The 12,308-nt window shown below is 63.4% G+C and carries 12 protein-coding genes; 5 read left to right on the top strand and 7 right to left on the bottom strand.

The window, feature by feature from the left end; all coding sequences use genetic code 11:
• Complete coding sequence (locus OH705_RS06215; RefSeq protein ID WP_267301422.1) at window positions 1-1,722, bottom strand: tetratricopeptide repeat protein; 1,722 nt, start codon at window positions 1,720-1,722, stop codon at window positions 1-3.
• A 479-nt stretch (window positions 1,723-2,201) separates the two neighbouring features.
• Window positions 2,202-2,420 (bottom strand): hypothetical protein, encoded by a 219-nt coding sequence (locus tag OH705_RS06210; RefSeq protein WP_267301420.1) that lies wholly within the window; start codon window positions 2,418-2,420, stop codon window positions 2,202-2,204.
• Here OH705_RS06210 and hemA point away from each other — a divergent pair.
• From hemA to murI, 5 genes are read left to right on the top strand one after another with little or no spacing between them, the layout of a single operon-like run.
• Window positions 2,419-3,696 (top strand): glutamyl-tRNA reductase, encoded by a 1,278-nt coding sequence (gene hemA, locus OH705_RS06205; protein WP_038707349.1) that lies wholly within the window; start codon window positions 2,419-2,421, stop codon window positions 3,694-3,696. The two genes, OH705_RS06210 and hemA, sit on opposite strands and share 2 nt — an antisense overlap.
• Window positions 3,693-4,775, top strand: coding sequence for a peptide chain release factor 1 (prfA, locus tag OH705_RS06200; RefSeq protein ID WP_023632111.1), 1,083 nt, complete (start codon window positions 3,693-3,695; stop codon window positions 4,773-4,775). The genes hemA and prfA overlap by 4 nt, the downstream gene beginning before the upstream one ends.
• Window position 4,776: 1 nt before the next feature.
• A complete protein-coding gene (gene prmC / locus OH705_RS06195) occupies window positions 4,777-5,607 on the top strand; it encodes a peptide chain release factor N(5)-glutamine methyltransferase (RefSeq protein WP_038707350.1) in 831 nt (276 codons plus the stop codon).
• Window positions 5,601-6,356 (top strand): molybdopterin-synthase adenylyltransferase MoeB, encoded by a 756-nt coding sequence (locus tag OH705_RS06190; RefSeq protein ID WP_094010298.1) that lies wholly within the window; start codon window positions 5,601-5,603, stop codon window positions 6,354-6,356. The genes prmC and OH705_RS06190 overlap by 7 nt, the downstream gene beginning before the upstream one ends.
• Window positions 6,349-7,146, top strand: a complete 798-nt coding sequence (gene murI / locus OH705_RS06185; RefSeq protein ID WP_094010297.1) for a glutamate racemase — start codon at window positions 6,349-6,351, stop codon at window positions 7,144-7,146. The genes OH705_RS06190 and murI overlap by 8 nt, the downstream gene beginning before the upstream one ends.
• A gap of 9 nt (window positions 7,147-7,155) precedes the next feature.
• Here the strand turns inward: murI and OH705_RS06180 are convergent, their stop codons facing one another.
• The 5 genes from OH705_RS06180 to OH705_RS06160 all read right to left on the bottom strand — a co-directional run bounded on the left by OH705_RS06180 (window position 7,156) and on the right by OH705_RS06160 (window position 12,216).
• Entirely contained in the window at window positions 7,156-7,836 is a 681-nt protein-coding gene (locus tag OH705_RS06180) for an SDR family NAD(P)-dependent oxidoreductase (RefSeq protein WP_263159303.1), read from the bottom strand.
• On the bottom strand, window positions 7,833-9,275 hold the full coding sequence (phrB, locus tag OH705_RS06175) for a deoxyribodipyrimidine photo-lyase (protein WP_023630153.1): 1,443 nt from the start codon (window positions 9,273-9,275) through the stop codon (window positions 7,833-7,835). The genes OH705_RS06180 and phrB overlap by 4 nt, the downstream gene beginning before the upstream one ends.
• Before the next feature lie 21 nt (window positions 9,276-9,296).
• Window positions 9,297-10,166 (bottom strand): MerR family transcriptional regulator, encoded by an 870-nt coding sequence (locus OH705_RS06170; protein WP_110604437.1) that lies wholly within the window; start codon window positions 10,164-10,166, stop codon window positions 9,297-9,299.
• Window positions 10,156-11,124: a YbgA family protein gene (locus OH705_RS06165; RefSeq protein WP_023630155.1), complete on the bottom strand. Its 969-nt coding sequence runs from the start codon at window positions 11,122-11,124 to the stop codon at window positions 10,156-10,158. The genes OH705_RS06170 and OH705_RS06165 overlap by 11 nt, the downstream gene beginning before the upstream one ends.
• 105 nt (window positions 11,125-11,229) lie before the next feature.
• Entirely contained in the window at window positions 11,230-12,216 is a 987-nt protein-coding gene (locus OH705_RS06160; protein ID WP_023630156.1) for an NAD(P)/FAD-dependent oxidoreductase, read from the bottom strand.
• Window positions 12,217-12,308: the final 92 nt, after the last annotated feature.

The raw sequence follows: 12,308 nt of genomic DNA, 5'->3' as shown, positions 1-12,308 counted from the left end.
TTACAGGCTCTCGGATCCGGTCAGGCGCAACAGGGTCTTGCGCAGGATGGGGCTGTCGGCCTGGGCTTCGAAGCCCTTGGCCCAGACTTGGCGGGCTTCGCGGCGCTTGCCGTTGGCCCAGAGGACTTCGCCCAGGTGGGCGGCGACTTCATGATCGGGGAAGCGTTCGAAGGCCAGGCGCAGCTGGCGCTCGGCTTCCTCGAGGTTGCCCGTGCGATAGGCGATCCAGCCCAGGCTGTCGAGCACGGCCGGGTCGTCCGGGGTGAGCTGGTGGGCTTTGTCGATCAGCGCCTTGGCTTCGCCGTAGCGGGTGGTGCGGTCGGCCAGGGTGTAGCCCAGGGCGTTGAGAGCCATGGCGTTTTCCGGCTCGCGGGCGATGATGGTGCGCAGGTCTTTTTCCATCTGTGCCAGGTCGTTGCGCTTCTCTGCGAGCATGGCGCGGGTATAGAGCAGGTTGAGGTCATCCGGGTAACGTTTGATCGCCTGCTCCAGCACTTGAGATGCCTGGGCCTCCTTGCCGTTGTTACCCAGGCTTTCTGCTTCGATCAGGTACAGTTGGATAGCGTAGTCCGGCTGTGCCGCACGGGCTTCGCCGAGCAGCTTCGAGGCTTCGGCGCTACGTCCGTTGGCAATGAGGATATCGGCCTGTCGCAGTTGCGCCGGCAGGTAGTCTGGGCCGGGCCCGACCAGGGCGTACTCGCGCAGGGCAGCGGCGGGTTGGCTGCGTTCTTCGCGGATGCGGCCGAGGTTGAGGTGGGCGGCGTCGACATTGGCGTCCCGTTCGACAAGCTCCTGCAGGTAGCCTTCGGCTTCGTCCCAGTGCTTGGTTTCCAGGCATACCAGGGCAAGCGAGTAGCGGATCTCATCATCTTCCGGATACTGCTGCAGCAGGCTCTCGAATTCGGCCTTGGCGTCATTGATGCGGTCCTGCTCGACCAAGGTGCGCGCGTAGGTCAGGCGCAGACGCTTGTCTTCAGGGTTGTCGCGAATCGCCCTACGCAGCAGTGGCAGGGCCTCGGGGCCGCGGTCCAGGGCTTGCAACAGGCGGGCGCGCAGCAACATCGGTGCAATCTCGCCATTCTGCGGTGGGTGGGTCTCGAGCAGGTCGAGGGCCTGTTGTGGCTTGTCGTCTTGGTTGAGAAGCAGGGCCTTGCCGAATACCAGCTGACCGTTGTCGGGGTATTTCACCAGCAGGCGGTCGAAGCTTTGCATCAAACCGTCGCGGGTGTGCTGGTCGGTCTCGGCGGCCGACAGGGCGAGGAAGTCGAAGTGGGTGTCGCCCTGGCCTTGCAGCACCTTTTCCATATAGGTCATGGAGTCGTCGTAGCGTCCGGCACGGGCTAGCTGGATGGCGGCGGCGCGCTGGGCGTCGAGATTCTGCGGGTCGTTGCGGGCCCAGATCAGCGCGGTGTCCAGGGCCGGTTCGTCGGCGCCCAGGTACTCGGCGATACGATAGGCGCGTTCGGAGACGGCCGGGTCCTGGGTCTTCTCGGCCTGGTCGACGTAGTTGGCCAGGGCGATGTCGAAGCGGTTGCGCTGGCCGGCCAGCTCCGCCACCAGCAGGCTGTACAGGGTGTCCTGCTTGAACGATCCGTACACCACGGGCTTTTCCGCGCTCTTGCCGGCGTCGGCGGCGGGCGTCTGGACGTCCGTCTTCGGGGCCAGGCTCTGGCAGCCTTGAAGCAGGGCGAGGGCAAGCAGCAATGCGTAGGATTTGTTCATAGAGGCTTATAAAGAGGCTAAACCGGCGGTCGGAGCATGATGACACAAGCGCGATGGCAAACCCACCTGCGAAGGTCGTGGTGTGAAGCGGTGCTTCGGAGTATAGGGACAATGAGCCGGAGCGGTGGTTCGCAACCACTCCACGGCATCCTGCCCTTGCCCCTTGCCCTTGTTTTTGCTTTTGCTTCTAAGCGCGCGGTAGTTCAGGCAATGCCAATTGCGACTTCAGGAGGCCGAACGCAGGTCTTGCGGAGGGAGGTGACGGGCATGGATGCCCGTCAAGCGCTGCGCCCCAGGATGGGGCGTTCAGCGCGGTCCTCCCGGGAGCAAGGCCGGAGTGAGGGGACCCCGGAGCGAAGCGTAGGGGCCGGATGAATGGAGCCGGGCGGCTTTGGTTACTTTGGCCGTCCAAAATAACCCGCCGTAAGGGCGGAAAGGTGACTGTGAGTCGCCGCAGCGAATGAATGCGCATACAGCTTTCAATACACACGCTCTAAAAAGCCAAAGCCAAAGCCAAAGCCAAAGCCAAAGCCAAAGCCAAAGCCAAAGCCAAAGCCAAAGCCAAAGCCAAAGGCAGATAGAGGGTGGCAGGACAGCCGATAGCCTGGCCGCATTAGCACGATAGCGAACGGTGGTTGTTCTAAAACCTGCGAAGTAGGACAATTATCGGCTTCACGTCCCAACCAGCGATCTTGCATGGCCTTTCTTGCCCTTGGTATCAACCATAAGACTGCCTCGGTAGACGTACGCGAGCGCGTGGCGTTTACGCCCGAGCAGCTGGTCGATGCCCTGCAGCAGCTGTGCCGACTGACCGCCAGCCGCGAAGCGGCGATCCTGTCGACCTGCAACCGTAGCGAACTCTATATAGAACAGGACCACCTTGCCGCCGATGCCGTGCTGCAATGGCTGGCCGACTATCACCAGCTGAGCCTCGACGAGCTGCGCGCCAGTGCCTATGTCCACGAGGAGCACGACGCGGTCCGGCATATGATGCGCGTGGCCTCCGGCCTCGATTCGCTGGTGCTCGGTGAGCCGCAGATCCTCGGCCAGATGAAGTCGGCCTACGCCGTGGCGCGCGAGGCCGGCACCGTCGGCCCGTTGCTTGGGCGCCTGTTCCAGGCCACCTTCAGCGCCGCCAAGCAGGTGCGCACCGATACCGCCATCGGCGAGAACCCGGTGTCGGTGGCGTTTGCCGCAGTGAGCCTGGCCAAACAGATCTTCTCCGACCTGGGCCGCAGCCAGGCGCTGCTGATTGGCGCCGGCGAGACCATCACCCTGGTCGCCCGCCATCTGCACGAGCAGGGCGTGCGCCGTATCGTCGTGGCCAACCGTACCCTGGAGCGCGCCAGTATCCTCGCCGAGCAGTTCGGTGCCCATGCGGTGCTGCTGGCGGACATCCCGCAGGAGCTGGCCAATAGCGACATCGTCATCAGTTCCACCGCCAGCCAATTGCCGATCCTGGGCAAGGGCGCGGTGGAGAGTGCGCTGAAACAGCGCCGGCACAAGCCGATCTTCATGGTCGACATCGCCGTGCCGCGAGACATCGAGCCGCAGGTCGGCGAGCTGGACGACGTCTACCTCTATACCGTCGATGACCTGCATGAAGTGGTCGCGGAAAACCTCAAAAGTCGTCAGGGCGCCGCCCAGGCCGCCGAGGAGCTGGTCTCGGCCGGCGCGGATGATTTCATGGTGCGCCTGCGTGAGCTGGCGGCGGTGGACGTGCTCAAGGCCTATCGCCAACAGAGCGAGCGCCTACGCGACGAGGAACTGCAAAAGGCCCAGCGCCTGCTGGCCAACGGCGGCAACCCCGAGGACGTGCTCATGCAACTGGCCCGGGGTCTGACCAACAAGCTATTGCATGCACCCAGCGTACAACTGAAAAAGCTCTCCGCCGAAGGCCGCCTCGATGCGCTGGCCATGGCCCAGGAACTCTTCGCCCTCGACGAGGGCTCGACGGACAAATCCCCGCAATGAAAGCGTCGCTGCTGAACAAACTGGACACGCTCCAGGACCGCTTCGAGGAACTCACCGCGCTGCTCGGTGATGCCGAAGTCATTTCCGACCAGACGCGCTTTCGCGCCTATTCCCGTGAATATGCCGAAGTGGAACCGGTCATCGGGGCCTATAAAGAATGGCGCAAGGTCCAGGACGACCTTGAAGGCGCCCAGGCGCTGCTCAAAGACGCCGATCCCGATCTGCGCGAGATGGCGGTGGAGGAAGTGCGTGAAGCCAAGGAGCTGTTGGTGGGCCTGGAGTCGCAGCTGCAGCGCATGCTGCTGCCCAAGGACCCCAACGACGGGCGCAACGTGTTCCTGGAAATCCGTGCCGGCACCGGTGGCGACGAGGCGGCGATCTTCTCCGGCGACCTGTTCCGCATGTACTCGCGCTATGCCGAGAAGCGCGGCTGGCGCCTGGAGATCCTCTCCGAGAACGAAGGCGAGCACGGTGGCTACAAGGAAATCATCGCCCGGGTCGAAGGGGATAGCGTCTACGGCAAGCTGAAGTTCGAGTCCGGCGCGCACCGTGTGCAGCGTGTGCCGGAAACCGAGTCGCAAGGCCGTATCCATACCTCCGCCTGCACCGTGGCGGTGTTGCCCGAGCCCGACGAGCAGGTGGCGATCGAGATCAACCCGGCCGACCTGCGCGTGGACACCTACCGCGCATCCGGTGCCGGCGGCCAGCACGTCAACAAGACCGATTCGGCGATCCGTATCACCCACTTGCCCACCGGCATTGTGGTCGAGTGCCAGGAAGAACGTTCGCAGCACAAGAACCGTGCCCGCGCCATGTCCTGGCTGTCGGCCAAGCTCAACGACATGCAGACCAGCGCCGCGCAGAACGCCATCGCCAGCGAGCGCAAGCTGCTGGTCGGCTCGGGCGATCGCTCCGAGCGCATCCGCACCTACAATTACCCACAGGGACGGGTTACCGACCATCGCATCAACCTCACCCTTTATTCGCTCGACGATATTCTCGCCGGCGGTGTGGACGCGGTGATCGAACCGTTGCTGGCCGAATACCAGGCCGATCAGCTGGCTGCCCTGGGGGACTGAAATGACCATCATCGCCAGCTTGTTGCGCAACGCACAGTTGCCGGACTCACCGACCGAACGGCTGGACGCCGAGTTGCTCCTGGCTGCGGCCCTGGGCAAGTCGCGCAGCTACCTGCACACCTGGCCCGAGCGCATCGTCAGCAGCGAGGCGGCAGCCGCCTTCGCCGGCTACCTCGAGCGCCGTCGCGCCGGTGAACCGGTGGCCTATATCCTTGGCCAGCAGGGGTTCTGGAAGTTGGACCTGGAAGTGGCGCCGCACACGCTGATCCCGCGTCCGGACACCGAGCTGCTGGTGGAGACCGCCCTGGAGCTGGTTTCGCCCAAGCCCGCCCGGGTGCTCGACCTGGGCACCGGTACTGGGGCCATCGCCCTGGCCCTGGCCAGCGAGTGTCCTGGTTGGCAGGTGATGGCGGTGGACCGTATCGACGAGGCCGTGGCCCTGGCCGAGCGCAACCGCCAGCGCCTGGGTCTGGGCAATGTCCAGGTGCTTGTCAGCCACTGGTTCGACGCCCTCGCCGGTGAGCGCTTTGACCTGATCCTCAGCAACCCGCCCTATATCCGCGCCGCCGATCCGCATCTGGTGGCCGGTGACGTGCGTTTCGAGCCCAGTAGCGCACTGGTGGCCGGTGAAGACGGATTGGACGATCTGCGCGTGATCGTGGCCCAGGCGCCAGGGCACCTATTGCCTGGTGGCTGGCTGCTGCTCGAGCATGGGTATGATCAATCCGCCGCGGTACGTGCATTGCTGGTGAGCGGCGGCTTCACCGAGGTGGTCAGCCGGGTCGACCTGGGTGGCCATGAACGCATCAGCCTGGGACGTCTGCCATGTTGAGCGACCAGGAGCTTTTGCGCTACAGCCGGCAGATCTTGTTGTCGCAGGTGGATATCGACGGTCAGTTGCGTCTGAAACACAGCAAGGCCCTGGTCATCGGCCTGGGCGGGCTGGGCTCGCCGGTGGCGCTGTACCTCGCGGCGGCGGGTGTCGGTGAGCTACATCTGGCCGACTTCGACACCGTCGACTTGACCAACCTGCAGCGACAGGTGATCCACGACAGCGACAGCGTCGGCATGAGCAAGGTCGATTCGGCAATCAGGAGGTTGCAGGCGATCAACCCGCAAGTCAGCCTGGTTACCCATCGCCAGGCGCTGGACGAGGATTCGCTGGCCGTCGCCGTGGCGGCGGTGGACGTGGTGCTGGACTGCTCCGACAACTTCGGCACCCGCGAGGCGGTCAACGCCGCCTGCGTCGCCGCTGGCAAACCGCTGGTCAGCGGCGCGGCGATCCGCCTCGAGGGCCAGTTGTCGGTGTTCGACACCCGTCGCGACACCAGTCCTTGCTACCACTGCCTGTATGGTCATGGCAGCGAGGCCGAACTGACTTGCAGCGAGGCCGGGGTGATTGGCCCTTTGGTAGGTTTGGTCGGCAGCCTGCAGGCGCTGGAGGCCTTGAAGTTGCTGGCAGGGTTTGGCGAGCCATTGGTGGGGCGCCTGTTGCTGATTGATGCATTGAGTACGCGCATGCGCGAGCTGCGGGTCAAGCGCGACCCAGCCTGCGCCGTGTGCGCCAGCCGTCATGGCTGAGCGTTTGGCGCCTATTGGCGTGATGGACTCCGGTGTTGGCGGCTTGTCGGTACTAGCCGAAATCCAGCGCCTGCTGCCCAGCGAGTCGTTGCTGTATGTCGCCGACAGCGGCCATGTGCCGTATGGCGAAAAATCCCCGGACTACATCCGTCGGCGCCTGCGTCACATTGCCGAATTCTTCCGCGAGCAAGGCGCCAAAGCCATGGTGTTGGCATGCAACACCGCCACAGTGGCGGCAGTGGCCGACCTGCGTGAGCTGTACCCGGACTGGCCGTTGGTGGGGATGGAGCCGGCGGTCAAGCCGGCGGCGGCAGCGACCCGTTCCGGCGTTGTCGGTGTGCTGGCAACCACCGGCACCCTGCAGAGTGCCAAGTTCGCCGCGTTGCTTGATCGCTTCGCCAATGACGTGCAAGTGATTACCCAGCCGTGCCCGGGTTTGGTCGAGCGCATCGAGGCGGGTGACCTGGTCAGCGAGCAGTTGCGCCAATTGTTGTCGGGCTACGTGAAACCTTTGCTGGCGGCTGGATGCGATACGCTGATCCTGGGCTGCACCCACTATCCGTTTTTGCGGCCCATGCTGGCGGAAATGGTGCCGGCGGATGTGGCGATCATTGACACCGGTGCTGCCGTGGCGCGACAACTGCAGCGCTTGCTGGGCGCTCGTGAACTCCTCAGCGACGGACCGGCGCAGGCGACGGCGTTCTGGAGCAGTAGCGAGCCAGGCAGCTTGGAGCAGGTGCTGCCGCTGCTGTGGAACCAGCCCGGCAGCGTGCAGCGCTTCGTGCCTTGAATCACGCTGTCAGCTGTTCTCTGGCAGTGGCCACAGTTCGCTGGGCTTGAGCACTTCCAGCACCAGCTGGGGTTGGCGCTGTTCCAGGCGCGACAGCAACTCTTGCGCAGCACTTTGCGCCGACCAGGGTTCAGGTACAGCCTGTGCCGAGGTCACAGGGCTTTTCAGCAACTGCGGCGCCACGACGGTCAGATCGATACCCAGCGTTTGCAAGGTGGCGCGCTGCTCATTCAACCAGGTCGGCAGGCTGTTGCCGCCAGTGAGCGGCTGGTTCGGCTCGAACAGTTGCAGGGCCGAATAGCGGCTGAGGATGGCCATGACCTGAGGCTTCTTGCCTTTGGCCAGCAAAGGCAGCGCGGCGGCCAGGCACTGGTGAGTAGCTTGCAGGTTGCTGCTGGCGATCTGCTCGAATAGATCTTTATCCGCCAGATTGTCTGGCAGGTAATCGCAGGTCCCAGCATTGATGATCAATGCATCCAGCGCATCCGATTGGGCTCGAAGCTGATGGCTGGCGTCCTGCAAGGGGCCGGAAAGGCGCAACAAGCGTGTGCCGTAACCTTGGCCCAGGGTATGGAGTTCCTGGCTATCCTTGCCACTGGCGGTCACCGTGTGTCCCTGTGCGAGCAACTCTTCCACCAAGGCCAGGCCGAGTCCGTGGCCGGCTCCTGTAATCCAGAATCGACGTGTCATGGTTTATGCCCCTGATCCTGCCAGCTGGACAAGCTTTTGAAAGCTTCCAATGCGCGTTGGCGACTACTTTCGAGATCGACTATCGGGTTGGCGTAAAGATTTGTAGCAAATAGATCGGCAGATATCACTGGGTAGTGAATCGATTTGTCGTCCCTGGCTTGCAGTTCGGGCAGCCAGCGACGAATGAACGCGCCATTGGGGTCGAAGCGTTGTGACTGAGTAACAGGGTTGAATATCCGGAAATACGGCACGGCGTCGGTGCCGGTCGATGCGCTCCATTGCCACCCGCCGTTATTGGCGGCTAAGTCGCCGTCTATCAGATGCCGCATGAAATGCCGTTCGCCATGCCGCCAGTCGATCAACAGGTTCTTGCTGAGGAACATCGCGACAATCATGCGTAAGCGGTTGTGCATCCAACCGGTGTCCAGTAACTGGCGCATGGCAGCATCGACGATAGGAAAGCCCGTGCGGCCCTCCTTCCAGGCTTGCAGATCGGCGGGCGCATCGCGCCAAGCCAATCCCTCGGTGTGGAGGCGAAAGGCGCGATGCCGCGAGACGCGGGGGTAACCCACCAGTGTGTGCTTGTAGAACTCACGCCATAGCAGCTCGTTGACCCATGTCTGAGCGCCCGCGCTGCCGCTGTCGAACTCGCCTCGGTTGCTCGCCAGGACCGCGTGCAGGCACTGGCGTGGCGAAATCACGCCCGCAGCGAGATAGGGCGAAAGCTGGCTGGTTCCGGCCTTGGCGGGCAGGTCGCGCAATTGCGCGTAGTCTTCGACGATTTCGTCGATGAAGCGCTGCAACCGCTGGCGAGCTTCCTTCTCACCCGCAGGCCAGCAATCGCGCAAGGTTTGGGTAGGACTCTCGAAGCCTTCAATGTGCTCGGGAATGGCGTCACTACGGATGCCCAAGGCCTCTTGACGCTGTACCGTTGGGGCTAGGGGCGGCAGGGCACGGTGCAGGTGTTCGAGGCAGACCCGTTTGAACTGGCTGAATACCTGGAAATACTGACCACCACGGGTCAGCACAGTGCCGGGCTGGAACAACAACTGGTCGAGATGGCCGGTGGCCTCGACCCCTGCTCGCTGCAATGACTCACGCGTGGCCTCGTCGCGTTGCGCCTCGTTGATACCGTACTCGTCATTCCAGTGCACGGCTTCGATGCCGTGCTGGCGGCAGACTTCGAGCACGCATCGAGGCGTATCCGCCCAAGTGGAGACCTGGCGAACCAGCAGTGGAATGTTCAGCGCCTCCAGCGACTGGCGCAGCAGCCGCAGGTTGCGCAGCCAAAAGTCGACCTTGCAGGGCGCGTCGTCATGGGCCAGCCATTGCCCGGGGCTGGCGATCCACAGGGCCATGGTCGGGCCGCGCTGGCAGGCTGCCGCCAGGGCGGTGTTGTCGTCGATACGCAGGTCACTGCGTAGCCAGATCAGTTGCATGGAGAACGGGTCCACGATTGGTCAGGGTTGCTGGAAGCGGCGCAAGGCGGCTTGCGGGCTGTCGAACAGATGCAGGTCGGTCAGCGGCAGGGCACGAAGCTCAGCTTCATGAAGAGTGACCGTGCTACCGCCCAGGAGTTTCTTCACGTTGGTTTCCCGAAGTGCTCGCCCCAATGCGGTCAGGTCTGGACGCCGCCCGAGATGCAGCAGCAGCGTATGCGGTCGCAGTCGATCCACGGCCAGGCGCAGCTGGCGAGGCTCGACGGACCACTCGAGAATCTCCAGGTGATGGCCATTGCTGCTCAGCAGCCAGGCGCAGAGCCAGAACTCCGTGTCAAAGGGGGTATCGTCGGTGCGGGCGAGCAGTATGCAGGGGCCGGTTAGTGATTGGCCATCGTGATAAACACGGGCGCCCAGCTTGCTGCGCAGCCAGGTATGGAAAAAGACCTGCTCGAGACGGCCGTCGAAATGGGTTTGCCAGCGCGATGTGAGTGCCTCTAGTAGCGGCAAGAGCAGGCGTTCACAGACGGTCACGGCAGGGTAGAGGGCCATCATCTGGTTCAGTAGTTGGTCCAAGGGGCGCTGGGCCAGGCGTGTAGTTGCCGTGATCATTTGCTCGATACGTTCACCCCATTCGCCCTGGAGGGTTGGCGGAGTGTTCGTTGAGCCGTCCAGCAGCTCGCGCACCTGGCTGATTGCGGCGCCGCGCTCCAACCAGCACAACGCGGCCTGGACCCTTTGCACCTGGTCTTGGGAATAGAGGCGATGGCCCTTGGGAGTGCGCTGGGGCTTGATAAGGCCGTAGCGACGCTCCCACGCGCGCAAGGTGACCGGATTGACGCCGGTGAGTCGCGCTACCTCGCCGATGGGCAGCAGTTCGTCAGATGGCATTGCGTAATCCAAGGTTTTCCGGATGGGGTTGCAGGTACGCCTGCTGCATGAGGTAGGGATCGGGATGGTTGCGCAAGTGGTGCTTGAGCAGGGTCAACGGCACGACCAGTGGCACCACGCCTTTCTGGTATTGGCCGATGAGCTGTTGCAGTTCAGCCTTGTCGGCTCGATCCAGGTCATTGCGCAGATAGCCGCTCAGGTGCTGCAGCACGTTACCGTGGGTGCCGCGGCTGGCGCAGCGACGCAGCGCCTGCATCAGCTGGCTGAAGTATTGGCTACCGATGTGCGCGGGATCATCGTCCCGGTTCAAGCTGCCAAGCAGGCGGCCGAGGCTGCGATAGGCCTGTGGGTTGTGGGCCATGAGCAGGTACTTGTAGCGCGCATGAAAGCGGGTCAGCGCGCCTCGGCTCAGGCCCTGACGCAGTTGTGATTGCCAGTCGGCGTAAGTGTAGACCCGGGCAATGAAGTTCTCCCGCAGTACCGGATCGTGCAGACGCCCCTCTTCCTCGACCGGCAGATCCGGGCGCCGGGCACAGAACGCCGCAGCGTACACCCCCCGTCCAGCCCGCTGCGCAGGACGGCCTTCATCCTGATAGACCTTCACTCGTTCAAGCCCGCAAGACGGCGATTTCTGCATGAAAATGTAGCCGCAGATGTCGTCGATCTGCTCGGCCATTTGCTCGCCGTATTCGCGTAGCGGGCCGGTGAAGTCGGTGGTGCTGTTGAGCGTGCCGGTGACCACCGGATGTTCGGGATCACCGACCAGACGAATCGGCTCGCGCGGGGTTCCCAGGCCGATGGCGACTTCAGGGCACAACGGTACCCAGTCGAAATGTTCATCGAGCAGGTCCAGACACAGGCTGGAGGCTTTATGGCCAGCGTTGTAGCGCACATTCAGGCCAGTCAGGCAGGCACTGATGGCCAAGCGTGGCTTGCGGCTGGAAAGGGGAGCGTTCATCGCGGTCTCCGAAATACTTGTACAGGCTGAAAAATTTGTACAAGTTAATTTCAGCACAGATGAAAACTTATACAAGCGAAATTTTTGTATAAGTTTTCAGCGCGACTATTCGAGGTGCTCCAGCAGTCGCCTGGCGGCTTCCTGGCCGCTGAGCCAGGCACCTTCGACGCGCCCGGACAGGCACCAGTCGCCACAGGCATACAAACCCAGGTCGGCATCGGCCAGCGTGCCCCACTCGTGGTTGACCGCGGGGCGGGCGTACAGCCAGCGGTGGGCGAGGGCAAAGGTAGGCGCGGGCACCGAGCAGCTGAGCATTTCGGCGAATGCACCCCACAGTTGTTCAATCACCTCTTCCTTGGCCAGGTCGATGTGCTGTTTGCTCCAGTCGGACGTGGCGTGCAGTACCCAGGTATCGAGGTGTGCGTCCCGGCCTGGCTTGCTACGGTTACGAGCCAGCCAGTCGAGCGGGTTGGCCTGTACGAAACAGCCCTGCATCGGCGTGTCGAGTGGTGTCTCGAAGCCCAGGGCGATGGCCCAGGTGGGTTCCATCTGCACGCCTGCGGCGACCGCCGCGAGTTTCGGTGCGGCGGCCAGCAGCGGTGTGGCCTGGGGGGCCGGCACAGCGATCACCACTCGGCTGAACGGTCCATGGCTGCAGCCTTCGGTGTCCTGCAAATGCCAGTACTGCTTACCGCGGAACACTTCGGCGATGCGGCAGCCGAAGTTGACCGTGACATCCTTGAGCAAGCCGCGGGTGATGGCGCTCATGCGCGGCACGCCGACCCAGCGGACCTGTTCGTCCGGGGAGGGCGTCAGTTCGCCATCTCGGTAGTTGTACAGCTGCGGTTTCCACTGCGCGGCCCAGCCCGAGGCGACCCAGTGCTGGACCTGCTCGACGAAGCGCCGGTCACGGGCAGTGAAGTATTGTGCACCCAGGTCGAGGGCCCCGGCATCGCTGCGCTTGCTGGCCATGCGGCCGCCGCTGCCATGGCCCTTGTCGAACAAGTGGACGGTCTGCCCGGCCTTCTGCAGGGCCTGGGCTGCGGACAGGCCGGCGATACCGGCTCCGATGATGGCGATGGGTACTGTCATGATGGCCTCTTCGAACCTAGCTTCACGCAGCGTACGCTGCCAGGCAAACCTGTACAATGCACAATGTTTGTATAAGGTTATTCCGCTCGATA

Source organism: Pseudomonas sp. BJa3 (assembly GCF_026343815.1).
Lineage (GTDB): Bacteria > Pseudomonadota > Gammaproteobacteria > Pseudomonadales > Pseudomonadaceae > Aquipseudomonas > Aquipseudomonas soli.
This window is presented reverse-complemented; position numbering and strand designations above follow the sequence as displayed.